Genomic DNA, 24158 nt, shown 5'->3' with positions numbered 1-24158 from the left:
CCTTTCAAACGCATTCACCGTGTGTTCGCCGTCACGATGGGCGCCAAGAGCACGACGAGGCACATGAGCCCGGCTAGGACCCCAAATGCGGCCGGCAGTCCCACGTACTTGGCCAGTAACCCCATACCAGCCGGTCCAATGAGAATTCCGGCATAGCCAACCGTCATGATCGCGGCAATCGCCGGACCAACGGGCATCGCCTCCTGCGTGCCGGCGCGCCGGAACAGAATCGGGGCGACATTCGATAGGCCAAGACCAATGAGCAGCAAGCCGGCCATGGCGATGACGGCTACCGGTGCGGCCAGCAGAGCTCCGAAACCGGCCAAGGCCAGTAGACTTCCGAACATAAGTGTCGCGCGGTCCCCCGCGCGTTCGACGACGGCGTCGCCAGCAAGGCGTCCCACCGTCATGGCTATGGAGAACAGTACATACGCTAAGCCGCTCTGCGTCTTTGGAGCAAGACCAGCGCCGACGACCAACAACGCAGCCCAATCGAGCATCGCGCCTTCGATAAGGAAGGCGATCGCCGCAATCGCGGCTAGAAGGAGCACGATGGAACGCGGCAGAACGAACGACGGTCCCTGGTCCGCCTGCGCCGTTGGCACCAATCGCGGCCACGCCAGCATGATCGCTATCACTATCAATCCCGAGCAGACCACAGTCGAAACAAATGCATCAATCTGCAGCGAGAGAAAAGCGGTCATGGCTGCAGACCCCACAAGTCCCCCGATGCTGAATTGAGCGTGGAAGCTGGACATCAGCGGGCACTCCGCCGTGCGCTCCACCTCGATCGCATGAATGTTCGCGGCCACGCTAATCGAGCCTATCGAGGCGCCTAAGGCGAATAGCGCGACGCCGAGCGCCAACTTGCTAGCTATCGTGAGGCACGGCAGGACGATCGCGAGACTAAGCCCACCCACAAGAATGATCAGCCTGACGCCGTAGCGGGCGCTCAAAACACCGGTCAGAAGCATCGCGATGATGGATCCAGCACCCAGGCAGAGCAGTAGTAGGCCAAGCACGCCGTCATCGACCGCCAGCCGGTCTTTTGCAAATGGTACGAGCGGGGCCCAGACCCCGAAGCCGACCCCGGGAACGAAGAATGCAAGACACGTTGCTAACCGAGAGGATGGTTGACCAGCAGACGCCATGACAGGGACCTTATTGATAGACGACCCGCGGGCGCTGTACCAGCGGCGGACTCCCGAGCGACAGAGAGTGCGCAGGTTCGGCGGTCGAGAGGACATCGTTTGTTGGCGCAATCCGCCATGCCGGACGTTCAGCGCGTGATATCGGATCGCGTCGATCGTCACTCTTCTAGTTCGATCCGCGACGACATCTTTGATAGCAAATACGATGCCACCGCGAAAACGCACGTGACGTCTCGATCCGAACTCGATACGATCGGGCAACTGTGCCGGCTAGGCATGGAGCGTTGGGGGCTCTCAACAAGCTTGTTACTTGCTGATTGATGAGCGCGGTCGCGCACTGAAGGAGCACGAACCACCCGAGTGCGCCTCGAGACTGCGCCGTGGCGCCCTTCAACGCGGCCTCGCCTCCCGTAGTCATATCCGCGACAAATCAATATGGCTCAGTCGCAAAGCTGACAACAAGATGAAATTCCATCTGCCGATCGCAATCGGTCTCAATGCGAGGCGATGGGTTTGCAACCCGGTTACTCTGGGCTTGCGTAGCCTGCCAAAACGTTGTGGCAACCGACAGCGCGGTGTAGACGCCGACATAAACACTTTGATCATGGAAGGCACGCAGCTTATGTGCCTGGTAGACTCACGGCTCGCCATTGACGACTCCAACAAAGAAGCCCACGGCGTCGCGTATCTTCGGCCGGCGCTCCACCAATCATCAAATGCCGAATCATGGTCGCCCATAGAGTCAGAACCACCCCGAAAATTGCGACTGTAGTGCTAGACACGGTCGCCAAATGCATCGAACTCCGTCCGGATCGCCTGTCCGGTGTTCGGTTACGCGCCTATTCCCTACTTCAAGAAGCAGCAGTGCAAGATCGGCGAATACGCCCTGCCCCAGAAGTCGTGCGTCATTTTCAGTCGGAATTGATTGCGGAAGCCCTTGTCGACGCGGGCTACGTGCGCATTAGTTTCGACCACTTCGCCCTACCCCGCCGACAAATCTTGCCGCGGCGAAGCGCGAGGGGCGGCTGCGTCGGAACTCCCAGGCACCGACGACGCGGGCGAAACGGATAAAAAGAAAACAGTTTATCGATTTGGTTCTGAATTGCGCTACAGAGTTGGCAACGCGAGCAGTACGTTGTCGATCAGCCGGGTCGAACCGACGTAGGCTGCGGCACAGAGCGCCGCCGGAAGCCGCAGCGGACTCGCGGCGCGCTTGAGCGTATCACCATCGACAAGTTCAAGGTATTGCAGCCGATCAACTGTCTCAAGATGCCGCTCGGCGATCGCAATCAGCTTGTCCACCTCGCGCACTCCTGAGCGGAACTCATCCGCCGCGGCGAACAGCCCACGACTGATGGCAACGGCTCGTCGACGTTCTTCCTCGCTGAGATACCGATTGCGACTGCTCATCGCGAGCCCGTCCGGTTCCCGAACGGTTGGCACGGTGACGATCTCGATGGGAAGATTGAGATCAGTTGCCATGCGACGCACGACCGCGCATTGCTGAAAATCCTTTTGCCCGAAAAACACGACGTCCGGATGCACCATGTTGAACAGCTTGCATACGACGGTTGCGACGCCGCGAAAATGCCCACGCCTGAAAGCCCCGCATAGTGGCTTAGCCAATTCGCCCGGTTCGACGAAGGTCTCGAATTGAGCCGGGTAGACTTCCTGTGCACCCGGCGCGAAGACAATCGCAACACCGGCATCGCGGCACAGTTTTTCATCGCGCAGGAAATCGCGAGGATAGCTGCTGAGATCCTCGTTTGGTCCGAACTGAGTCGGATTGACGAAGATGCTAACGACGGTGACGTCGCATTGCGCTCGGCTCGCCTTAACCAGGGCCAGATGGCCATCGTGCAAATAGCCCATTGTCGGCACGAGCCCGACGCGTTTGCCCGCGCTGCAAGCCTTCGCGAGCTCACTACGAAGCTCAGCGACCGTCGTAATCGTCTGCATCGTAGCACCTTACATCAGGTTGGGTTGGGAGGAGCCCAGTTTGCGATGATGTTACCCAGGCTTTCAGGAAGCCGATAGGACTCTTGCGGCGCCGGGAACGCTCCACTGCGGACATCGGTAGCCCAGCGCGACAGCGCGTCCTGCAACAGCTGAAAACCATCTGCATAGGCGCGAACAAATTTGGGCCGATGACCTTCGGTCAGCCCCAGCACGTCATGGAATACGAGCACTTGGCCCGAGCACCCGGGACCCGCGCCGATTCCAATAGTTGGTATCGACAGCGATTCGGTCGCTCGCTGGGCTAGCTCGGCCGGAATGCCTTCAAGCACCAACGCGAAGCATCCGGCCTCCTGCAGACGGTGAGCGTCATCAAGCAGCCGCAAAGCGTCATCGGCTTTTCGGCCCTGCACCTTGAATCCCCCCATGATATTGACGCTCTGCGGGGTGAGGCCGAGATGGCCCATGACGGGAATTTCGCAATCGACCAGGGCACGCACGATTTCCACGCGCTTGGCTCCGCCCTCGAGTTTCACTGCATCTGCGCCTCGCTGCAGGAATCCTCCGGCGTTGCGTATCGTCTCCTCCGGACTGAGGTGAAAGCTAAGAAACGGCATATCGGCCACGAGCAGGGCACGGGGCCTTGTGCGCGCAACAGCTTCGAGATGATGGTTCATCATCGCCATGCTGACTGGCAACGTGTTGTCGAAACCGAGGCAGACATTGCCAACACTGTCGCCGACAAGAATGATGTCGACGATGGGGTCAGCGATGCCTGCCGTAACCGCATCGTAGGCGGTGGTCATGGCGACACGCCGCCGCTCCTGCTTCCATCGCTGCAGGATTGGAATCGTGATCCGCTCAACTGACACTTCCGAAGCGTGGCTCATTTTCGATCCGTTCCGTCAGATGGCCTCAGGTCGATTTCGCAGCTCGAAGCGATACTGATTTGATCTCACCTGTGTCGCCTACGATTTTGAAGCCATCGCCCTCACGAAGTCCCCGCGTCACCGAATATGCTAGCCGAACGGTAATCCGATTCTTGCAACCGAAGCCATTGAGCCCGCGGGACCACTCTTTTTCTATGGCGGACGAATGAAAACTGTCAACCGTGAAACGGAAACATACGTCTCCAAAGTAGCAGGCGCGTGCATAAAGAATCCAATGGTCGCGCGACCATCAAGCAAGAACTCCCCAAATTGAAATTGTCATTTGGAAGCGCCTTGCGTCACGCTGGGCGTCAGGACGCGCCGATGGGATCATTCTGACGCAATTTGCGTGCGGCATTGTCTTAACCGCATCTCGTGCGTGTCGGACTGGCTGGCTTTGCCACGGAGGCAATACTCTAACGGAGCAAGTTCGTTTCCGAGCCTCATCAAGTTCAACTGCAGCCAGAGGATCTGTTGCCGCTCACACCTGCTGCGCTGAATCAACGCTCCGGCATACTTCCCCATACGGAGCTGATAGAAATTGCGTACCATGCCCTGCTCCAATCCCTTCTCCAGGATACTCGGCATTTTCCAGCTCCCGAAACAGGCCTCGCGCTCACCCTCTGTTGTAGCGGCATATCGCGATCGGTTGGTTCGATGAACACCTGCCTGTCGGCCGAAAATTGCGTCTGGGCGTAATTCCGCGATGAAATTCTTCAAACGAGCTCGGAGTGACCGCCCCGCCTTCGTCAGATGCAAGCATGGGAGTGCTTTCCAGCGCAGCAGACCGTGAAAGCTATGCAGACGCGCGTCTGCCCGCTAATTCGATGGCGTGTGGATAACCCGGGCGTACAGACTTGTCAGGCAAGCCGCTTAGAGGCGTCGCTGACCTGAGGCGCCGGTGCGCTTGCCGTCCGCTTGCTGCTCAATTCGCAGCAGCCATGGCAGCCCAAGCGTCAGGCCATCGAAGAGTCGACGGTTTGACACGGCCAGCCAAGTCATGCGATGCAAAAAGGGCTAAGCGGGGTTAAGGCGCAGTAGTGCGGTAATCTAAGCGGCGGCTGCCATTGCGGGGTCATCAGCTTCTGCTGCACACGTTCAAAGACCACTACTATTCGTCGAAGATACGATTTTTCGTAACAACACCCCGCATTCCCCTTGTGCGTCTTTTCGTGGCGTCTTGTACTGGTTGTCAGCGCGATCGTTCTACCCGCCGCGCTAATGCGTAGGTCAGGTCGATACCGCTAGGCGTCCGTGCCCGATGCAGTGGCCATGCACTGACAAAATGACGAGAACTGGCAGTTGCCAGGATACCCCCAGATACGGTCTTTGCAGACAATGAGCGTCCTGCCAAGCGGGTCGCAGGACGTACACTCGAAGGCGAGACAAAGCCAACTAGCATGGGAAGTGCTAGCAGCGACAAACAGCAGATTGCGCATGACTTGCCTCCGCTAGGCTTTGCTTAAGGATAGACCATCGAATTACATCTATTGATGTTGATCAAGCAAATGGCAGCCGCGCCTCCCTGGGCGATCGCATCCACCGAAGTACTAGCGCGTTGGGCTTTCACGCGCACGCAAGCGACGCGGTTCAAGTGAAGGCAGTCTAAGAGTGCTCGATCAGAACCGCGACACCTAGGGCGGCCATTTTGCCAAAACTTCGGCGAGGGCGGAGCAGCATTTCAGCGACTTTCCGGAAGGGAGCGCAGCCTTCCGGTGCGATGCAGCTGCGCGCTGAAAGCGCCTCCAGGCAAGATGTGCACGAGGTACTACCTTTCTTCGTTGCTTCGCGACGAGCAGCGCCGAAACGATAAGCTCCTCCCAGGCGCCCTGTATGGCTGAGACTATCGCCACGTTCCGCGATGAAAGAGTTTCACGATCGATCTCTCTGCGGTGATCAGCCGAAGAGCGGATTCAACCTTGAAGTCACGCGTCGATGTCAACCCAGGGGCTGGCGGCGGCCTTCCCCCTTCTGTTTTATGACCCAGCCTGTATTCAACGAAAGAGCGCATTTTGCTGCAGTTCTTATGCGGCGATCCTGCAAGTGAGACCGTTTCATGCACGAGATCCGCGCGAAGCTAATGACCGGAAGCAATCTACTGAAAGTTGTCCTAGCGACTGATGATCAGGCGGTTCCTTACTTCGATGCAGAAATTCGTCTCAGAGATTGTCTACCTTGCGTAATAGCGGAGGAAGAATCGAGCTAAACACCCACCAGAGCGATCGCGCAGGGAGCTGCCGTGCAGTGGCATCTGAGCGGCTGCCCGAGCCTTGCAGACTTTGCGATGAGGCTTCTGTCGCTTTGGGCGAAGTCAAACCGCAATGTTCGCGATTACCGACGGTCATCTATGATTCGACACATCGTATTCTTCACCGCAAAAGATAAGGCGCATGTCGACAAAATAGTCGACGGCCTTTCCGTTCTCGCCAAGATCCCGCACGCACGCCGGCTTGAGGTCGCTCGCAACCGCAAGAGTGACCGGCTTGGCAACGAAATTGACGTGATCGTCTACGGTGAATTCGACGACGAAGTCGAACTCGAAGCCTATAAAGCGCACGAGCTTTATCAGGAGTCGATCCGGCAGGTCAGACCGCTCCGAGAGCTACGTCTCGCGGCCGATTACAGCATGTCAACAGATGCGGAGCCATTTGGCAGGCCCTACCCGCGGGCGTAATTAACCTGGCAGGCACGTAGGGGTTTTTGGGTGCCGTGAGGCTCGCCTTCCCCGGGCGGGATTACAATCAGCCATGTATCGCTGAGCGACAGACTAATGCATGTATTGGAACTGCAGTGGATTGAGCCCGTCACAGCCATGCGACGCCTCTCGCATCGGAGGCACCTCACGTTCCTGGATAGCGCATCGAGACACGCGGTGCTCGGGCAGTACTCGTATGTGACGTGCGATCCCTTCAGCACTTATATAATCGCGGACGGGAGAGGTATTTGCAACGGAGAGTCCATTGTGGGCGATCCGTGGGCGGCACTTCGCGCTATGCTAGCCAAGTATCCGCAAATGCATCGCGCCGATCTCCCGGCATTCCAGGGCGGCGCCGCCGGCTTTTTCGGATACGAGCTGAACAGGACGCTGGAGCGATTGCCGGTGCCGAGCATCGGGGGGCATCGCTTGCCTCAGGCCCTCCTACATCTTTACGACGTCGTGATAAGCTTCGATCACCGCCATGACAGATGCTGGGTCCTTTCTACCGGGTGGCCGGAGCAGGATCCAGTTCGCCGGCGTGAGAGAGCTCGCCGAAGAGCCGAAGAGTTTGTTGCGCTGGTTACAGTCTCAGCCCCCCCTCCTGATTTTACACCAGGCCAGGCCGGCTCATGGCATTCAAACTTCAGTCGCCAGGGATACATCGCGGCGGTACAACGCGTGATTGATCTCATTCTGTCGGGTGACGCCTTCCAGGTCAACATTGCGCAGCGCTTCAGCGCTCGCCTGGCGAACTCGTTCGATCCGATAGCCTTCTATTGTCAGCTTCGGAAAATGAATCCGGCTCCCTTTGCCGCCCTTCTTCGGTATGGCAAGCTCACCATTGCATCGAGCTCGCCCGAGCGTTTCCTAAAGCTTGACGGGCGACAGGTCGAAACGCGACCTATCAAGGGGACGGTGGCGCGTTCTGCTGATTGCGAAGAAGACCGGCGTCGCGCTGAGACGCTGGTAGATTCGGAGAAAGACCGCGCCGAGAACACCATGATCGTCGACCTCCTGCGCAATGATCTCTCGCGCGTTTGCACGCCTGAATCAGTCCACGTCCCGTCCTTATGCAATCTCGAGTCCTATGCCTCGGTGCACCATCTCGTGTCCGTCGTTACGGGTGAGCTAACACACGGAGAGGATGCCGTGGGCCTACTTAGGGCCTGCTTTCCCGGCGGCTCAGTTACCGGAGCTCCCAAGGTACGCTCGATGGAAATTATCCTGGATATCGAGCGTGTGGCGCGAGAGGTGTATTGCGGGGCCATAGGCTACATAGGTTTCAATGGACATATGGATGTAAATATTGCCATTCGCACCGTAACGATCGACGACGGCCAGGCCGTCTTCCATGCAGGTGCCGGGATAACGGCAATGTCCGATCCGGCCGCCGAATATGAGGAGAGCCTTGCAAAAGCAGAGCGCATTTTTCGCGCATTCATTGCTGAAGACTCCGGTGCATCTTGATTGTCATTGTCGACAACTACGACTCTTTCGTCTTCAACATTGCGCGATATTTCCGCAAGCTTGGTGCAGCAACATGTGTCGTCCGGAACGACGCGATGGATGTGAGCGAACTTGCTGACCTCAGGCCCCGCGCGGTTGTCATCTCCCCCGGTCCGTGCACTCCAATTGAGGCTGGAATATCGACAGCCGTCGTTCGTGAACTTTCGGGTCAGGTGCCAATTCTCGGCATTTGTCTTGGACACCAGTGCATTGGGACCGTGTTCGGCGCACGCGTAACGCGCGCACGTCGTCCTATGCACGGTCGGCCCTCGTATGTCACACATGAAGGCGGCGGGCTGTTCAAAGAACTACCGTCTCCACTTTGTGTGGGGCGCTACCATTCGCTTATCGTCGAATTGGATCCGTCATCTGCCCGTCACATCACGGTGACAGCACTCTCGGATGATGGGGAGGTCATGGCCCTCGCCCATCGCGATCAACCAACATATGGCGTGCAGTTCCATCCGGAGTCGATACTCACCCCACAAGGGGACGTGCTGTTCGCAAACTTCCTACGGCTTGCAGAGCTTTCTTAAGGCGGCCGTAGAGGACTGGTGCAGCCATAGCGTGGCGGCCGCCGTCAGGATCCGGCCCGATGGGCCTCGATTTTGTTCTGGTTGCGTTCCAGGCGCGACCATGGCTCACCACCCCCGGGCGCGACCGTCGAAGACCAGCGGGACCTCCTGGGACGGGAAAGTCACTCACCGCCGACATCCCGGGCGCGGCGTATCCTGCTCCTGACGGGCATTACCGAGCAGCCGCTCGCCGTCCGGCTGGCTGCTCTCCTGTCGAACCACGGTCACGTTCCGCAATCCAAACACGGCGTCTGCCTGCGTGACCTGCGGGAGGTCGTCCGTGAAAGGATCAAGGGCGCGCACGACGGACGCTGGAGCAAGGCCGACCTGCTCGCAGAGCTCATTCGGCATGGCGGCTCGCTGGCGCGCTGGCGCCGCACCGCGACATTTACGTCCGGCCGAGATCCTTCGACGCGATCAAGCAACAGCTCGAAAAAGACCATGCCGTCGTCATCGCCATCCCTGCGAATTCGTCATGTGAGGGCAGCGTCCGCCGAGGCTATTTGCAGCTCTAGCGGCAGGTTTGATCGTCTATGGCAGCCTCATTCCGATCAGCATCCTTCGGGGCGGCTGGTCCAAACGCGCCAAAGGGTAGACAGTCGTAGAAATAGAAGAGGTGTCGTACGAAGTGGCACTAACTGCCCAGGCGCATAGCCCGCAAAGAGCGTCGCCCAGCCGGCATCGGCTCTTGAACGCCAAATGCCAAGGCCGCTGGAGTGTTGAGCGCCTCGAAGCCTTGAATTTGCAACCGGGGCGTGCACACATAGCAATGTGAAAAGATTGCGAGGACCTCCTTTGGGCGCTCTTTCGACCAGGTCAAGCGCGTATATCGTTGCCGGGACCCATAGCGGCGTCGGCAAGACGACGGTCACCGCCGCATCCTAGGATGGCTGCGTTGCGGCGGATTTGCGGATTTCAAACCTAGCCGCGCGAACTGGGTCGATCAACGGACCACGTCCGCGGCCGTCCATCAGCCATGATCGCGGCACGCCGAATGCATCTGCGTAGATGCGGCCAGTTTCAGCATTGAAATAGCGAGCCGCGATTTCGTGGGCGCGATAGGTGCCTTGGTGCCACCCAAACCTGACCGCGGCCTCCCGGCTGGACTTGAAGCTGGCCGCCTTTCGGGCAGCGTGCAGACGGACGGTTGGGCCGGTCCGAGCTCCCTTATAATGCTCCTTCATCCCCGATCTTCCCGACGGCCTCTCCCTGTCGGTTTGGCCGTGCCCGTCAATTTCAAGGACTCGTTTACCGAGTGGAAGTCTGTCTTCCTAGCGCCTCGTTTCGATTTGAGGCGGAATGCCGGCCGGCGAAGCCACCGCGTTCGAGGTTGATATCGCTCGGTTGCGTTTGGTCACGTTCGGTTTTCGGCCAACGGGGGCCCAAACGGACGAGAATTTCTGCAAAAACCTATTGTTATCACCAAACTTCATGATTTTTGCCAAATAAGTAACTTTGTCAACTGATCAGGAAAATCGGGGGTCTTAACCCGTTTTCATGCCGTTTTAGGCCAATTTTGGCCTCCTCATCCTTTCTTAGACCCCTTTTCCGGCCGGTTCGGCGCCATCTGCGGGCCAAATTTTATTACTTTGAGGTATTTAGGTAGCGAGAATTGGGCTCTCCAGGGTCGGGTTTTCGGCAAACGACTCGTCGATGAAAGCTTTGGGAGAGCTCGATCCTCAGGTCATATTTGGGAGGCCCTGGGCGAGCGTAGGCATAACGGGGTTTCTTGCCGATCGGCGGCCACATTCTCAGCCGGACAAGCGCGTATCGTCGGCCTTCCACCGGAAGGCGCAGCTCGGCTTCTCGGTCTAAATGCGCCGTTGCAATAAATTATTGTAATTACGCAACGGAGTTTTAGTGAGGTGCTCACCATAATACTATTGACGTTGAACAGCATTATACTATTGTATTCGCACGACATCAAATTATCGGAACCTCGCGGGCTGGAACATGCCCTCCCTCCACGAAAAACTCGCCCAGTCCCTCACCGAGCTGAAGACCCTCAGCAACGGCGGAAAGCGACGAATCTTCCGGAGCGACGAACTTTCGCGCACCCACCGCGAACGGCTGGTGGAGGCCGGGTTCCTGAAGGAGATCATCAAAGGATGGGTGCTGATGCCGCGACCCGAGGAGCGGTTGGGCGACCGCACGTCCTGGTACTCGTCGTTCTGGGAGTTTTGCCGCGCCTACTGCAACGAGCGCTTCAAGAGTGACTGGGTCCTCTCGGCAGAAAGTTCAATCCCGCTACTTGCAGAAAATCTTAACGTTCCGAAGCAGGTCGTGATCGCGGCACCGACCGCCAATAACCAAACCCAGCCCCTCCTCCATGGCACCTCCCTCTATCTGTACAAGGCGACCAAACTGCCGGTGACCCCGGTCGAGACCGCCGGGGTTCAGACCTTTCCGGCGCCGCAGGCGATCTGCGCTGCCGCGCCAGCTTTCTGGCAGACGCAAAAGAACGACGTCATCGCCCTGCTCGGTTCGCAGAGGAATGCCAGTGCAATCCTAAAAGTCCTCCTGGAAGGCGGACATGCGGCCGTGGCGGGGCGCATCGCCGGGGCGTACCGACTGCTGGGTAACACGCGGGCCGCCGACGATATCGTCACCGCGATGACGGCGGGCGGGCACGATGTCAGGGAAGATGCCGATCCATTCAAGGCGCCGGTACCGATGCAGCTTCCAAGCCGGGCCACGCCACCAATCATGACGCGAATCCGTCTCATGTGGGCGGAGATGCGCGAAAAGGTGTTAGCAAATTTCAAGCTTGAGCCGCGGCGTATCAACGATCATGACGGATATCTGGCCGCGATCGACGAACGGTACACCTCGGACGCGTACCACTCGCTTTCTATCGAAGGCTACTCGGTCACGGAGGAACTGATCGAGAAGGTCAAGACCGGGAAATGGGATCCCAACGGCAGCGATGGAGATCGCAAACAAAGGGATGCAATGGCCGCGAAGGGCTACTGGGATGCGTTCCAGCTGGTCCGTGGCGCGGTGGCCCGCGTGCTCAACGGCGAGGACGCCGCCGAGATCGCCGATCGGGAGCACCTCGACTGGTACCGGGCCCTCTTTCAGCCCTCAGTTCAAGCCGGCATCATCAAGCCCGAAAACCTCGCCGGCTATCGAACTCACTTCGTTTTCATCAGGAACTCGGGACACACACCGGTCGCTTGGGAATCGGTACCTGACGCCATGGAGGCTTTTCTTGATTGCCTGAAGGAGGAGAAGGATCCGCGCGTGAGAGCTGTGCTCGGACAGTTCGTATTCACCTTCATACACCCTCTTCCAGACGGCAATGGCCGAACGGGCCGCTTCCTCATGAATGTCATGATGGCATCGGGAGGACTGCCTTGGACAATCATTCCCGTCGGCAGACGCGACGAATACATGCGGGCACTCGAGAGCGCGAGCGTACAAGGTGATGTCGGTCCCTTCGCCGCATTCCTGGCAGACTGTTGTCGTCGTGAACCGCCTCCGCCCCGGCAGAGCCTTCCGGGAGAACTCCAAGCACTGGCGGACCTCGGTTGAGGATCGCGCCGGACGAGGGCCCGGCAAAAGCCAGTGTCACCAAATCGCGCGCGCAAGTTGCGAGCCATCGCACGGCGAGATGCCGACGTAACCGGCACCCGTGGGCTAACCTCGGAGCGCGCGCGATCATGATCGGGATTACCACATGATGATGATCAGCGATCAAGCTGACCAGCACCGATCCCGATCGGCGTGATTCCGATCATCATCCTCGGCGGCATCAGCATGCCGATGTCCAGGACCAGCAGCAGCACGCCATTCCTCTGTCAGCCTCAGAACGGACGGTGGGAGGCCGTTCTCGGCTGCAAGGTCGAGGTGCTGACCAAGGGCTTTCTTTCTCTCGACCCGCGCGGCAGCGCGCGCTGCCGAACAACAGTTCGGCGATGGTGACGCTGGAGAAAAACAGCGTCTCGGCCGCCTGGGCGTCGAGCCAATCACGGACCGATGGATGCGGTTCGGGCTTCATCGCCTCGGAGACCACATTGGTATCGAGCAGGATCATTCGAAGCGCATCGGCTCAGCGGGACGCGCGTCGCGGCCATGTTCAAGTGCCTCGACATCGGCATTGGTGAGGCCGATCTTCCGGCTCATCTCCGAAAGGGCGGTGCAGAGCCGCAGCCGGCCCTCGGGACGCACGGCGGCCTCCAGAATGGCGCGCATTTCCGCTTCCGCGCTGCGATTGTGCTGCGCCGCGCGGACTTCCCCCTTGTGGCAGCACCATTCTCAAGCGCGATCGTGCTGCACGACCGGGTCCACGAAGGTGATATGCAATGTGATCGGCCCTCTGGAACCGTCGAGCAACACGCGAAGCCTGCTGCGCGTAGCACCGAACCCGAGAACGACTCCTTGCTTGCCGCTCAGACGCGGTCCAGCCGCTTCGCAAACGACTACACGCTCACCCACGGTCCAGTCGTGGAGCGTACTTTCACTGGCGCATGCCACTTTGAGTGTCCCAGGACTTTACCCGTCCCAATTCCAACCACGCCGAAAGAGACGATCTGCACATCGGGTCCCTCCGGTCCGACACGCCTCGAAATGCTGCAAGACTCGCATAATCGCGGCCCGACGCCTAGTCGAATTATGTGTATGGCGAGCTCTGCCTGGCGGTCAGGGCCGGACTGGATCTACCAGTTGGAGTACGAACCTCCCGAATGCTGGTCTACTTTGAATTGGAGGATCCTTTTTGCAGTGGCGTTTATCAATTGGTCTAGGAGGGCCTAACGGGCGCTCTCAGGGCAATGAGCGTTCTGTCCACCGTCGCGACGATATCCGCGACCGTGCTGTGGTCGGCATCGCGGTGGTGCTGTTCACGACGCATGACCATTCGGAGGTTGAGGACGATGACTGCCACAAAACTCTCGCGACCCTTCCGTGAAAGAAATGCTCTCGAGCACCTGGGACCGGGAGCGGGCGAAAGATCTTGCCCAGGAAGTCGAGATCTGCACAGGCGACCGCGCGAAACGTTCGCCGAGATGCGCCGCTTCCTTGCCGTCAAGGGCTACCGGGAATTTCTGCCGGCCGCAGAAGGCTCGCGTAAAAAATCGTCGAAGACGCGCTGAACTTGGTCGCTCACGCGATACGCTCCTACGCGCTCGAGAGGCCGGCTCTATCCGCCACGCCTTTCCGGAGCGCAGCCTTCCAGGACGCGCTCCGCGCCCTCGCCGTCCGCTGCGTTCGGCGGCTGGTCGGCCAGCCGGCGCTCGTGGCCAGCGAATTCGCAAGCGGGCGAGGACAAGGAGATCTTCGGCGAGGGCCCACCGCATCGCGGCCGAAGCGATCCTCAAGACCACGGTGCGCCTGGTAAACCGGGCGAGCCCGGACAAGGCGGCCAATACAGACATTCAGGTCGCGCGCAAGCTCTGGGTCCTGACGGCCGGCGAGCTGAAGCACGCGGAGGACCACATGCTGCTGCTCGGCCGCAAGAACGCCATGGAGGGTCGCGACCTTCCTGCTCGAGACGGACATCCCGCACCGCGGCCGCCGGCCTGATGGCCGTCCGAGTGCCACCGTGACATCGGCGACTATTTCGGCCTCATCCTGGAGACGGTCTCGCGAGCCCTGTCAGAGCTTCACGCCCAAGGCCTTCTCGGCTTCTCCGGAGCGCGCCAGATCGTGCTGCGCAATCGCCAGCATTTGCCGGACATGGAGGTCGGACTCCCGCCACGCCGCCGGTCCGTTCAGTTGCGCCGCCTTCGATTGGGAACAACGCCCCCCACGCAGTGACACAACCTGCCGTCATAACAAACCTGGTCAACCCTCTATGAACGACGACAGGGATGCTCTCCCATTCACTGGAAGTCCGCCGCACCTCGTGCGGAAGGCTACCCCTTTACGGCTTAGCCGGGGCCTCTTGCGGCGGCTCGTCGTCGGCAATTGCCCGCCACGCTGCGCCGTCGAAGTCGTCATACTGACCGCTCCGAAGCGACCAGAGGAAGGCGACGAGGCCTGCACCTCCGAGTGCCAGCGCCAGCGGGACTAGGATCACCAGGATTTCCATCGCGCAATCTCCCGCGACGCGCTACGCCCCCGCAGCGAATTCAGCATGACCAGGATCGACGAGCCGCTCATCGCGGCTGCTGCGATCAGGGGCGTCACGACGCCGCTGATCGCGATCGGCACCGCCAGGACATTATAAGCGATCGCGAGCCAGAGGTTTTGCCGCATCAGGCGCAGCGCCTTGCGCGCGGAATCGATGGCCGCGACGACCGGCGCCAGCGGCCGGCCGAGGAAGATGAGATCGGCGGTCGCCTGGCTGAGATGCGCGGCCGAGATCGGCGACATCGAGGCATGAGCGGCCGCTAGCGACGGCGCATCGTTCATGCCGTCGCCGACCATCAGCACCTTGGCGCCGCGCCGCTTCAATTCCTCGATCCGCGCGATCTTGTCGGCGGGCGTGACGCCGGCGCGCCACTCGGGAACGCCGAGAGAATAGGCCGCCGCCCTCACCGCCGGCTCGCGATCGCCGGAGAGAATTTCGACGCCGATGTTGCGCGCCTTCAGCGCCGCGATCACGGCTTGCGCATCCGGGCGGAGGCCCTGACGCACCGAAAGGATGAATTTTTCGGCCCCCTTGCAGAAAGCCACGCTGGAGGCTTCCGGATCTAGATCGGCACCGTCGCCGACCAAGGTATCGGCGCCGCAGAACGACGGACGGCCGAGACGAATCTCGACGCCGTCGACCGTTACCCGCACGCCCTGCCCGGCCTCCTCGATTGCACCCACGATCGGCGATTTGGCGACGGCGGCCTGCGCGACCGCGGCGGCCACCGGATGATGGCTCGACAGTGCAAGTCGACCGGCGAGGTCGAACATGTCCGCGGGGATGTCGGCCGCATTCGTCACCTCTAGATCCGGCAGGGTGAGCGTGCCGGTCTTGTCGAAGATGACATGATCGGCTTCGGCCAGCCGCTCGATGACGTCGCCGGAACTGAGCAGCACGCCGGATTTGAACATGGCGCCGGAAGCGACAGTCTGCACCGTGGGAATCGCAAGGCCGAGCGCGCAGGGACAGGTGATGATCAAGACAGCAACGCCTGTCACGATCGCATCATGCCAGCCCGCACCGGCGATGATCCAGCCGAGGATGGTGAAGAGCGCAGTTGCATGCACCACCGGCGCGTAGAGCCGCGAGGCGCGGTCGGCGAGCCGCATGTAGCGCGAGCGGGCCTGGAGCGCATTGTCGAGCAGCCGCGTGATCTCCGCGAGCAGCGTCGCCTCTGAGGCCGCCGAGACCCGCACCCGCAACGTGCCCGAGATGTTCATCGATCCCGCATAGACCGGCGTGCCCTGCTCGGCGGTGACATAGAGCGTCTCGCCGGTGATCAGGCTCTGGTCAATCTCGGAGCGCCCCTCGATCACGGTGCCGTCGACCGCGCAGCGCTCGCCGGGCCGCAACAGCAAGATATCGCCGGGATGAATCGCCGCCACCGGCACCTGCGAAATTTCATCGGGGCCGACGAACTTCGCCGCGGTCTCCGCCTTCAGCGCGGCGAGATTGCCCGCGACCGCGCGGGTCCGCCGCCGCATGTTCTGGTCGAGGAAGCGGCCGACCAAAAGAAACGTGAGCAGCATGATCGCCGCGTCGAAATAGGCGTGCTCGGCGTGGTGGATGGTCTCGACCACGGACATGCCCAGCGCGAGGCACACGCCGATCGAGATCGGCACGTCCATGTTGGTGGTCTTGTGCGACAGCGCGCGCCAGGCCGAACGGAAGAACGGCTGGCCGGCATAAGCTGCCGCCGGCAGCGCGATCAGCGCCGACAGCCAGTGGAAGAAGTCGCGCTGCTCCGGCAACATGTCCGAGACATTGCCGGACCACACCGGGATCGACAGCATCATCACGTTCATGGTGGCGAACGCGGCGACGCCGAGACAGCGCAGCAGGAAGCGCGATTCGGCAACTTCAGTCGCCTCCGCGCTCTCGGTCTCGTAAGGGTAGGCCTTGTAGCCGAGCTCTTCCAGCCGATCGATGAGACGGCTTGGGTCGAGCGTGCCCTGCTTCCATTCCAGCGCGACGCGCCGGTCGGTGAGGTTCACCCGCGCCAGCGTGACGTCGGGAATCGCCGACAGTCCGCGCTCGATCCTGGCCATGCATCCGGCGCAGTGAACGCCGTCGACGGCGAGATCGATGTGCTGGACGCCTTCGCCCGCGGTCCGGACGTAGTGCGAAAAGTCCCGCGTGATCCCCATGGCGAAATCCTTCAGTTCAGAATCACGCGGTTGCGTGACAGGAAGACGCGCGTCCCCCGCGCCTCACCCTCGATCACCAGGTCCCACTGGCCCGGCGCGACGGACGCGGCATCGCCGCGATAGAGGCCGATGCCCGCCTCGGTGAGCTCGACGGCGAGATCAGCGCGCTTGTCGGTCGGCCGCTCCAGGCGTCCGCCGAACCTCAACCCGCTCACCGGCTGCCCGGCAGCGTCGCGCGCTTCGACCTGGAGCACGGCATTGCCATCGGCGCGCCGCTCGATATGAGCGTTAACCTGCCATTTGCGCGCGGCTTGGTCCTGCGCCGCCGAGATCTCGCGGTCATAAGTGAGGCCTGCGGCATAGGGGCTGTCGACGTCGGTGCCGGGCAGCGTCGCGATCGCGAGCTTCATCATGGTGACGTTGACGCCGATCACGCCGCCGAAGAAGGCGACCAGCATCAGGAACACCTTGGTCCCGGTGAGCGGCTTGGATGCCATGGGTGTCTCCTGGACTTACGGCGAGACGAAATTGTCGGTGGCGGATGCGGCCTCGCCGAGCCCGATATCGGTGACGTCGAAGCGGACGGGAATCGACTTCTCCGGATTGCTCTGCGCCGGCGCGGTCACGAGCATGCGCAGCTCGCTGGTGGAGTCGCGGGGGATCACGATCATCGGCCGGTCCGGCGTCACGGAGTCGACGCCGATGACGTGAATGGTCGCGTTGACCGGGCCGTTGGCGTCGATGGCGATGACGCGGTCATAGCCGCTCTTGTTCAGCAGCCGGACCGTGTAGGCGTTGCGGATCGAGCCGTCGCTGAGCCTGACCGCGACCGGATTGCGGTCGTGCAGCACGTTGACATCGAGCAGGCTGCGGGTCGCGAGGGTGTAGATCATGACGCCGCCGACGGCCGCGATGATCGCGCTGTAGGCGACCGTGCGGGGCCGGACGATGCGGTAGACCGGCGCCTTGCCTTCCTGGCGGCGATGGATGTTGATGTCGTTGTCGTAGCCGATCAGCCGCTTCGGCCGGCCGATCTTGGCCATCACGTTGTCGCAGGCGTCGATGCAGAGCCCGCACTGGATGCATTCCATCTGCGGTCCGTTGCGGATGTCGATGCCGGTGGGGCAAACCGCGACGCACTGGTAGCAGTCGATGCAATCTCCGACCTGCTCGCCGAGCGCACGCAGCTCGGCGGCCTTCTTGACCGAGGTACGCTTCTCGCCGCGATCGTAGCGGTAGGTGACGTTGAGCGCCCATTCGTCGGTGAGCGCCGCCTGGATCCGCGGCCAGGGGCACATATAGACGCAGACCTGCTCGCGCATGAATCCGGCGAGCACATTGGTCGTCGCGGTGAGGATGCCGATCCAGGCGTAGGCGATCATCGGCGCCTGAAAGGTGACGAGCTCCTTCACCAGCGTCGGCGCGTCGTTGAAGTAGAGCACCCAGGCGCCGCCGGTCCACCAGGCAATCAGGAGCCAGATCGAATGCTTGAGCACGATCTCCAAGATGCGCTCGAGCCTCATCGGATCGGACGATTTGTCCTTCTTCATCCGCTCGCGCCGATCGCCTTGGATCAGGCGCTCGACAGCGTAGAACAGGTCGGTCCAGACCGTCTGCGGACAGAGATAGCCGCACCAGATGCGGCCGCCGACCGAGTTCATCAGGAACAACGCCACCGCGGCGACGATCAACAGGCCCGTGAAGTAGTAGACCTCCTGCGGCCACAGCTCGATGAAGAAGAAGTAGAAGCGGCTGTTGGGCAGATCGATCAGCACCGCCTGGCTGGGGGCGCCGAAACCGCGGTTCCAGCGCACGAAGGGCAGCAAGTAGTAGAAGCCGAGGCAGAACGCCATCAGGCCCCATTTGATCCGGCGGAACGTGCCGGCGACGCTCTGGGGATAGACCTTCTTCCGGGCAGCGTAGAGCGGCCCGTAATCGTCGTCCGATGTGAGTTCGTTCGGGTTCACGATCTTGTTCATCGCCTGGTACTTTTTGACAGGTGCGATTAAACCTAGACCCGACGCGGCGCCGTCCATTGATCCAGCGCAAACGGGGGCGTTTTGTTCGCCCCCGTCTTCCGTCAATGGGCTATTTTCCACCGCCCAGCGAGTGGACATAGACCGCCATGGCCTTGATGGTGGCCGGATCGAGCCGCCCCTCCCAGGCCGGCATGACGCCGCCGCGGCCCAGGCTGATGGTTTCGATCAGGCTCGCCTCGTCCGAGCCATAGAGCCAGATCTTGTCGGTGAGATTCGGCGCGCCCATCTCGGGGTTGCCCTTTCCGCCGTCGCCATGGCAGGCGACGCAATTCTCCGCGAAGATCTTTTCGCCCTTCGCCGCGTCGTAGCCCTTGCGGGTTGACAAGCCCGATAGCGACCGCACGTAATTGGCGACCGTGACGATCTCGTCGCCCTTCAGCACGCCGTCCTTGCCGAAGGCGAGCATTTGGCCCTCATGCGCCTTGGCGTGACCGGAACGCGCGCCGAACTGGATGGTCTGCATGATCTGGTCGAGCGTGCCGCCCCACAGCCAGTCGTCGTCGTTCAGGTTCGGATAGCCTTTCGCGCCGGCGCCGCCGCTGCCGTGACACGGTGCGCAATTATCGCCGAACACGGTTTTCCCCTTGGCGCGGGCAAGCGCCAGCAAGGCCGGATCCTTTTCGATGTCGGCGAGTGAGGCCGCGCCGAGCGCCACCATCTTGTCGCCGCGGATCTTCTCGAGCTTGGCGAGCTCGACTGCGACGTCGGCGCGGGACGAGTATCCGAACATGCCCGTGGTATTGCTGGAGATCAGCGGCCAGGCCGGATAGACGAACCAGTAGCCGATCGCCCAGACGATGGTGAGGTAGAAGGTGACTACCCACCAGCGCGGCAGCGGCGTGTTGAGCTCCTTGATGCCGTCCCACTCGTGCCCGGTCGTGGACCTGCCGGTGACGGAATCGATGTCGCTATGATGATCGGTCATGATCTCTCACTCCTCCCGCAACGGCAGGTGTGCCGCTTCGTCGAAAGCGGGCTTGTTGCGAGGCCAAAATGCGTAGGCGATGATCGCGAGAAAGATCGCGATGAAGACCGGCGTCCAGATCGTGGTCACGAGACCGGACGCAAGATTGTCGAGTGTCAGGATGGCTTTCATCGTTGATGCCTTCTCAGCGAAAATTGGCTTTCTCGTTGTAGATCTTGAAGTCGACCAGCGTGCCGAGCATCTGCAAATATGCGATTAGCGCGTCCATCTCGGTCGGCGAGCCGGTCTTGCCGTCGAAATTGCGCACGACGGCCTTGTCGTAGCGCTTGCTGAAGGCATCGCTGCCGGAATTGTCCGGATCGGCCTGGGCCTTCATATCGGCGCCGGCGCTCGCGATCTGATCGTCGGTGTAGGGCACCCCGACGGTTCTCAGCGTACGCATGTGGTCGGCGATCATGTCGGGATCGACCTCCGCCTGACTGAGGAACGGATAGCCCGGCATCACTGACTTCGGCACGATCGCGCGCGGGTTGGTCAGATGGGTGACGTGCCAGTCGTCGGAATATTTGGCGCCGACGCGAGCAAGGTCGGGACCGGTGCGCTTGGAGCCCCACTGGAACGGGTGGTCGAACATGCTCTCGGCGGCGAGTGAGAAGTGGCCGTAGCGCTCGACCTCGTCGCGCAGGGGGCGGATCATCTGCGAGTGGCAGAGATAACAGCCTTCGCGGACGTAGACGTTGCGGCCTGCGAGCTCCAGTGGCGTATAGGGTCTGACACCGTCGACCGCCTCGATCGTGCTCTTGAGGTAGAACAGCGGCGTGATCTCGACGAGACCGCCGATCGCGATCACCAGCAGGATGCCGACGATCAGGATGATCGAGTTCTTTTCGAAGACTTGATGGCGTGTCCAGAACGACATGGAAAACTCCTCATTCCGCCGGCTGAAGAGCGACGGGCCTCTGGACTTCCGCTTCGCCGACGCGAACCGTCATCCAGAGATTGTAGGCCATGATCAGCGCGCCGATCAGGAACAGGCCGCCGCCGGCGGCGCGGATGATGTAGAAGGGATGCATCGCCTCGACCGTCTCAATGAAGGAATATTCGAGGAAGCCGAGCGAGGTGTAGGCTCGCCACATTAGGCCCTGGAGGATGCCGGACACCCACATCGCCGAGATGTAGAGAACGATGCCGAGGGTTGCGATCCAGAAGTGCCAGTTGACGAGCTTCAGGCTGTAGAGCCCCTTGCGATTCCAGACCCACGGCACCAGGCAGTAGAGCGCGCCGAAGGAGACGAAGCCGACCCAGCCGAGCGCGCCGGAATGCACGTGACCGATGGTCCAGTCGGTGTAGTGGCTGAGCGAGTTGACCACCTTGATCGACATCATCGGGCCTTCGAAGGTCGACATGCCGTAGAAGGCGACGGAGACGACGAGCATGCGCAGCACAGGGTCGGTGCGCAGCTTGTCCCAGGCGCCCGACAGCGTCATAAGGCCGTTGATCATGCCGCCCCAGGAGGGCATCCACAGCATGATCGAGAAGGTCGTGCCCAGCGTCTGCGTCCAGTCCGGCAGCGCCGTATAGTGCAGATGGTGGGGACCTGCCCAGATGTAGAGGAAGATCAGCGCCCAGAAGTGGATGATCGACAGCCGATAGGAATAGATCGGCCGCTCGGCGCGCTTCGGGATGAAGTAGTACATGATGGCGAGGAAGCCGGCGGTCAGGAAGAAGCCGACCGCGTTATGGCCGTACCACCACTGGAACATGGCGTCCTGGAGGCCGCCCCAGGCGACGTAGGATTTGGAGCCAAACACCGAGACCGGGAGGGCCGGATTGTTGCCGAGATGCAGGACCGCGATCGTCACGATGAAGGCGAGATAGAACCAGTTTGCGACGAAGATGTGCGGTTCCTTGCGCTTGATGATGGTGGCAAGGAAGACGAGCAGATAGGCTACCCACACAATCGTCAGCCAGAGATCGGCGTACCATTCCGGCTCGGCATATTCCTTCGACTGGGTGACGCCGAGCAGATAGCCGGTGCCGGCGATCAGGATGAAGAAATTGTAGCCGATTACGACGAACCAGGGCGCGAGGTCGCCGGCCAAGCGCACGCGGCAGCTCTTCTGGACGACGTAGAAGGACGTCGCGATCAGCACGTTGCCGCCGAAGGCGAAGATCACCGCGGAGGTGTGCAGAGGACGCAGACGGCCGAAGCTGGTCCAGGGCAGATCGAAGTTCAGCGCCGGCCAGGCCAGTTGCGAGGCGATGATCAGGCCGACGAGGAAGCCCGCGATGCCCCAGAACATCGCCATGAAGGAGGAAAACTTGATCGGGCCCATGTTGTAGTTGGGGCGGCCGTTGATCTCAGCCGGCGGCAATGCCGCCGGGCGATCGAAGTACCGGTTGATGATGCAGAACACCGCCGCCAGGCTCGCCGCCGCGCTGAGCGCGGCGTGGAAGGCGAAGGGCGCGTCGAGCGCCTTGGCCGAGGCGATCACGCAGAAGAAGGCGGTGACTGCGAACACGATAGCCAGGCCGCTTTCACCTGACGTCATGGATTTGGAGAGGGCGGGCTGGCTCATGCGGATTCTCTCTGAAAGAACACGCCGCCAGAAACCACATTCACCCTCGCGGGGAATTGATTGAAATCAAGCTAGCTGGATTTCCATTGATGTGAGACCGAGGCGGATCAGGGAGTAGTATCAATTGCTTGCGCACGGCACGGCGCACACCGCGAAGCATTGCCTCCGGAAACCACGGAGCTTGAAATCGCGGGATCAGTCCCGCGCGGTGGCCTTGAGCGCCGCGATGACGTCCTCGCGGGCGATGATGCCGACCAGCTTCCTTGCGCCGTCGAGCACGATGATGCTCCTGATGCGATGCTCGACCATGATCTGGAGCACGCGCGTCAGCGTTGTGTCGGGGCTGACATAGATGAACTCGGGCGTCATGACGTCGCCGATCTTGCGGCTCATCAGGTCGGGATAGCGCGGCAGCATCTGGCTCGGCGTGAAGGCGAAACACTTCAGGATGTCGAATTTGGTGACGATGCCGACCACCTGCCCGTCATCCTCGACTGGATAGGAGTTGAAATCGTCGCGCTCGAACATCTCGCTGAGTTCGAGCAGGTCGAGATCGCACTGAGCCGTCCGTACGTTGCGTGTCATGTAGCCGCCGACGGTCTGTTCAAGAGACTTGTACACGGCGCGTCCTCCTGGATTGGTCTGGGTTCGCCGGCCGTCAGTGCGACAGCAACAAGCGGGGCCGATTGCGTCATCAGATGATGCGTGGCGCCGCCGAGGATCAGCTCGCGGAAGCACGAATGACCGTAGGCGCCGGCGACGATCAAGCCGGCGCCGATGTTATAGGCGATCTTCTCTAATGGCGCGGCGGCGGTTTGGTTTCTCGCGGCTTCCGGGATGCGCGCGATCGCAGCGAGGCCGTGGCGAGCGAGCCATGTGGCAACGTCCGTGACGCGCCCCATCGCGGCCGAGCCGTCGCCAGCGTATTCCGGAAGCTCGACGATGGTTATGTCCTTCGCGTTGCGCAGCCTCGGCAATGCATCGACAACCGCCCGCCGTGCCTCGGGCGTGTCCTTCCAGACTATGAGCACGCTACGCAGATCGAGCCAGTTGACTCCGTCGGTTACCATCAGGAGCGGCCGGCCAGCCTGCATTACCAGATCCTTCAGGCTTGCAAGCGAAAAGGCATCGGAGAAAGCGGGCTATATCCGCCGCTGACGACGATGTCGGCGCACCGCACCTGCGCCAGGACAAACCGCCTGAGAAAATCCAGGGCGCTGCGCCATTCCGAGTGTCCGCCGCGCGCCTTCGTCGCGGCGCGGATTGCGCCTCCAGCTCGGCAAGGCGTTCCTGACGGAAGCCTGCTCCCGATCGATCAGCCCTAGGGCCTCGGCGCCATCTGCGAAATAGAGGGGCGGAGCGAACTGCGCCGCGGCAACGCCGACAATGGTCGCCTCGAACCGCTCGGCGAGTTCGCCCGCGACCTGAAGACGCGCCTCGTTGGGCTGATCGAGCGCCAGGCTGACCACCACGGTCGGATATGTCATCGGGAGCCTCCGGGCAGTACGTTGCTGTGGAAATCTAGCCGCGCCGACGCAAGGCAGGATGAGGTAGATCAATTTTCGGCGCCCAGTTGG

20 protein-coding genes and 3 pseudogenes are annotated in these 24158 nt (G+C 61.2%); 5 read left to right on the top strand and 18 right to left on the bottom strand.

Features of this window, described 5'->3' with window-relative positions; genetic code table 11:
* Positions 1–14: 14 nt before the first annotated feature.
* The 4 genes from IVA96_RS18555 to IVA96_RS18540 form a co-directional block, all read right to left on the bottom strand.
* Positions 15–1151, bottom strand: a complete 1137-nt coding sequence (locus tag IVA96_RS18555) for an MFS transporter (RefSeq protein ID WP_247302590.1) — start codon at positions 1149–1151, stop codon at positions 15–17.
* A 1107-nt stretch (positions 1152–2258) separates the two neighbouring features.
* Positions 2259–3110, bottom strand: coding sequence for a pantoate--beta-alanine ligase (panC, locus tag IVA96_RS18550; protein WP_247333104.1), 852 nt, complete (start codon positions 3108–3110; stop codon positions 2259–2261).
* A 14-nt stretch (positions 3111–3124) separates the two neighbouring features.
* Positions 3125–3997 (bottom strand): 3-methyl-2-oxobutanoate hydroxymethyltransferase, encoded by an 873-nt coding sequence (gene panB, locus IVA96_RS18545; RefSeq protein WP_247302516.1) that lies wholly within the window; start codon positions 3995–3997, stop codon positions 3125–3127.
* Between the two features lie 1283 nt (positions 3998–5280).
* On the bottom strand, positions 5281–5475 hold the full coding sequence (locus tag IVA96_RS18540; RefSeq protein ID WP_247418536.1) for a DUF3551 domain-containing protein: 195 nt from the start codon (positions 5473–5475) through the stop codon (positions 5281–5283).
* A gap of 908 nt (positions 5476–6383) precedes the next feature.
* Between IVA96_RS18540 and IVA96_RS18535 the strand changes: the two genes are divergently transcribed.
* The 3 genes from IVA96_RS18535 to IVA96_RS18525 all read left to right on the top strand — a co-directional run bounded on the left by IVA96_RS18535 (position 6384) and on the right by IVA96_RS18525 (position 8776).
* Positions 6384–6710, top strand: a complete 327-nt coding sequence (locus tag IVA96_RS18535; protein WP_247302589.1) for a Dabb family protein — start codon at positions 6384–6386, stop codon at positions 6708–6710.
* A gap of 96 nt (positions 6711–6806) precedes the next feature.
* Positions 6807–8201 (top strand): aminodeoxychorismate synthase component I, encoded by a 1395-nt coding sequence (gene pabB / locus IVA96_RS18530; protein WP_247418535.1) that lies wholly within the window; start codon positions 6807–6809, stop codon positions 8199–8201.
* Positions 8198–8776 carry an aminodeoxychorismate/anthranilate synthase component II gene (locus tag IVA96_RS18525; RefSeq protein WP_247418534.1) on the top strand — a complete coding sequence of 193 codons (579 nt, stop codon included), beginning with the start codon at positions 8198–8200 and terminating at the stop codon, positions 8774–8776. The genes pabB and IVA96_RS18525 overlap by 4 nt, the downstream gene beginning before the upstream one ends.
* A gap of 165 nt (positions 8777–8941) precedes the next feature.
* Here IVA96_RS18525 and IVA96_RS18520 read toward each other — a convergent pair whose 3' ends face one another.
* Positions 8942–9166 carry a hypothetical protein gene (locus IVA96_RS18520; RefSeq protein ID WP_247355804.1) on the bottom strand — a complete coding sequence of 75 codons (225 nt, stop codon included), beginning with the start codon at positions 9164–9166 and terminating at the stop codon, positions 8942–8944.
* A 1602-nt stretch (positions 9167–10768) separates the two neighbouring features.
* Between IVA96_RS18520 and IVA96_RS18515 the strand changes: the two genes are divergently transcribed.
* Positions 10769–12349 (top strand): Fic family protein, encoded by a 1581-nt coding sequence (locus IVA96_RS18515; RefSeq protein ID WP_247278977.1) that lies wholly within the window; start codon positions 10769–10771, stop codon positions 12347–12349.
* A gap of 364 nt (positions 12350–12713) precedes the next feature.
* Here IVA96_RS18515 and IVA96_RS18510 read toward each other — a convergent pair.
* A pseudogene (locus IVA96_RS18510) lies at positions 12714–12851 on the bottom strand (PIN domain-containing protein); the annotation flags it as partial.
* A pseudogene (locus tag IVA96_RS18505) lies at positions 12848–13051 on the bottom strand (plasmid stabilization protein); the annotation flags it as partial. The pseudogenes IVA96_RS18505 and IVA96_RS18510, both read right to left, overlap by 4 nt.
* 1053 nt (positions 13052–14104) lie before the next feature.
* Between IVA96_RS18505 and IVA96_RS18500 the strand changes: the two are divergent.
* A pseudogene (locus IVA96_RS18500) lies at positions 14105–14497 on the top strand (helix-turn-helix domain-containing protein); the annotation flags it as partial.
* A gap of 181 nt (positions 14498–14678) precedes the next feature.
* On the opposite strand, the gene ccoS reads toward IVA96_RS18500, so the two are convergent.
* The 11 genes from ccoS to IVA96_RS18445 all read right to left on the bottom strand — a co-directional run bounded on the left by ccoS (position 14679) and on the right by IVA96_RS18445 (position 24068).
* Positions 14679–14846 (bottom strand): cbb3-type cytochrome oxidase assembly protein CcoS, encoded by a 168-nt coding sequence (ccoS, locus tag IVA96_RS18495; RefSeq protein ID WP_247279006.1) that lies wholly within the window; start codon positions 14844–14846, stop codon positions 14679–14681.
* Positions 14831–17038, bottom strand: a complete 2208-nt coding sequence (locus tag IVA96_RS18490; RefSeq protein WP_247418533.1) for a cation-translocating P-type ATPase — start codon at positions 17036–17038, stop codon at positions 14831–14833. The genes ccoS and IVA96_RS18490 overlap by 16 nt, the downstream gene beginning before the upstream one ends.
* An 11-nt stretch (positions 17039–17049) precedes the next feature.
* Positions 17050–17535, bottom strand: coding sequence for a FixH family protein (locus IVA96_RS18485; RefSeq protein WP_247418532.1), 486 nt, complete (start codon positions 17533–17535; stop codon positions 17050–17052).
* Positions 17536–17550: 15 nt separating this feature from the next.
* The gene (gene ccoG / locus IVA96_RS18480) at positions 17551–19017 is read right to left on the bottom strand and encodes a cytochrome c oxidase accessory protein CcoG (protein ID WP_247418531.1); all 1467 of its coding nucleotides are present in this window, start codon (positions 19015–19017) and stop codon (positions 17551–17553) included.
* A gap of 109 nt (positions 19018–19126) precedes the next feature.
* On the bottom strand, positions 19127–20002 hold the full coding sequence (gene ccoP, locus IVA96_RS18475; RefSeq protein WP_247418530.1) for a cytochrome-c oxidase, cbb3-type subunit III: 876 nt from the start codon (positions 20000–20002) through the stop codon (positions 19127–19129).
* Positions 20003–20008: 6 nt separating this feature from the next.
* Positions 20009–20173 (bottom strand): cbb3-type cytochrome c oxidase subunit 3, encoded by a 165-nt coding sequence (locus IVA96_RS18470; protein ID WP_247278982.1) that lies wholly within the window; start codon positions 20171–20173, stop codon positions 20009–20011.
* A gap of 13 nt (positions 20174–20186) precedes the next feature.
* On the bottom strand, positions 20187–20921 hold the full coding sequence (ccoO, locus tag IVA96_RS18465; protein ID WP_247418529.1) for a cytochrome-c oxidase, cbb3-type subunit II: 735 nt from the start codon (positions 20919–20921) through the stop codon (positions 20187–20189).
* Positions 20922–20931: 10 nt separating this feature from the next.
* On the bottom strand, positions 20932–22581 hold the full coding sequence (gene ccoN, locus IVA96_RS18460) for a cytochrome-c oxidase, cbb3-type subunit I (protein ID WP_247418528.1): 1650 nt from the start codon (positions 22579–22581) through the stop codon (positions 20932–20934).
* 195 nt (positions 22582–22776) lie between these two features.
* Positions 22777–23202 carry a CBS domain-containing protein gene (locus IVA96_RS18455; RefSeq protein ID WP_247418527.1) on the bottom strand — a complete coding sequence of 142 codons (426 nt, stop codon included), beginning with the start codon at positions 23200–23202 and terminating at the stop codon, positions 22777–22779.
* Positions 23163–23675: a universal stress protein gene (locus tag IVA96_RS18450; RefSeq protein ID WP_247418526.1), complete on the bottom strand. Its 513-nt coding sequence runs from the start codon at positions 23673–23675 to the stop codon at positions 23163–23165. Before IVA96_RS18450 ends, IVA96_RS18455 begins: the two co-directional genes overlap by 40 nt.
* A 48-nt stretch (positions 23676–23723) precedes the next feature.
* Complete coding sequence (locus tag IVA96_RS18445; protein WP_247278987.1) at positions 23724–24068, bottom strand: hypothetical protein; 345 nt, start codon at positions 24066–24068, stop codon at positions 23724–23726.
* Positions 24069–24158 lie beyond the last annotated feature (90 nt).

Origin of the sequence: Bradyrhizobium sp. 159, assembly GCF_023073795.1 — a bacterium.
Classification (GTDB): domain Bacteria; phylum Pseudomonadota; class Alphaproteobacteria; order Rhizobiales; family Xanthobacteraceae; genus Bradyrhizobium.
The sequence above is the reverse complement of the archived record's forward strand: the minus strand, read 5'-3'. Positions and strand labels throughout refer to the sequence as shown.

Bases quoted from the DNA above. Each gene is read 5' to 3' on its own strand.
- IVA96_RS18520 (WP_247355804.1), bottom strand. From the start codon at position 9,166: ATGCCGAATGAGCTCTGCGAGCAGGTCGGCCTTGCTCCAGCGTCCGTC.
- IVA96_RS18490 (WP_247418533.1), bottom strand. From the start codon at position 17,038: ATGGGGATCACGCGGGACTTTTCGCACTACGTCCGGACCGCGGGCGAA.
- panC (WP_247333104.1), bottom strand. From the start codon at position 3,110: ATGCAGACGATTACGACGGTCGCTGAGCTTCGTAGTGAGCTCGCGAAG.
- IVA96_RS18445 (WP_247278987.1), bottom strand. From the start codon at position 24,068: ATGACATATCCGACCGTGGTGGTCAGCCTGGCGCTCGATCAGCCCAAC.
- IVA96_RS18535 (WP_247302589.1), top strand. From the start codon at position 6,384: ATGATTCGACACATCGTATTCTTCACCGCAAAAGATAAGGCGCATGTC.
- IVA96_RS18485 (WP_247418532.1), bottom strand. From the start codon at position 17,535: ATGGCATCCAAGCCGCTCACCGGGACCAAGGTGTTCCTGATGCTGGTC.
- ccoP (WP_247418530.1), bottom strand. From the start codon at position 20,002: ATGACCGATCATCATAGCGACATCGATTCCGTCACCGGCAGGTCCACG.
- ccoS (WP_247279006.1), bottom strand. From the start codon at position 14,846: ATGGAAATCCTGGTGATCCTAGTCCCGCTGGCGCTGGCACTCGGAGGT.
- IVA96_RS18515 (WP_247278977.1), top strand. From the start codon at position 10,769: ATGCCCTCCCTCCACGAAAAACTCGCCCAGTCCCTCACCGAGCTGAAG.
- IVA96_RS18470 (WP_247278982.1), bottom strand. From the start codon at position 20,173: ATGAAAGCCATCCTGACACTCGACAATCTTGCGTCCGGTCTCGTGACC.
- ccoG (WP_247418531.1), bottom strand. From the start codon at position 19,017: ATGAACAAGATCGTGAACCCGAACGAACTCACATCGGACGACGATTAC.
- pabB (WP_247418535.1), top strand. From the start codon at position 6,807: ATGCATGTATTGGAACTGCAGTGGATTGAGCCCGTCACAGCCATGCGA.
- ccoO (WP_247418529.1), bottom strand. From the start codon at position 20,921: ATGTCGTTCTGGACACGCCATCAAGTCTTCGAAAAGAACTCGATCATC.
- IVA96_RS18555 (WP_247302590.1), bottom strand. From the start codon at position 1,151: ATGGCGTCTGCTGGTCAACCATCCTCTCGGTTAGCAACGTGTCTTGCA.
- IVA96_RS18450 (WP_247418526.1), bottom strand. From the start codon at position 23,675: ATGCAGGCTGGCCGGCCGCTCCTGATGGTAACCGACGGAGTCAACTGG.
- panB (WP_247302516.1), bottom strand. From the start codon at position 3,997: ATGAGCCACGCTTCGGAAGTGTCAGTTGAGCGGATCACGATTCCAATC.
- ccoN (WP_247418528.1), bottom strand. From the start codon at position 22,581: ATGAGCCAGCCCGCCCTCTCCAAATCCATGACGTCAGGTGAAAGCGGC.
- IVA96_RS18540 (WP_247418536.1), bottom strand. From the start codon at position 5,475: ATGCGCAATCTGCTGTTTGTCGCTGCTAGCACTTCCCATGCTAGTTGG.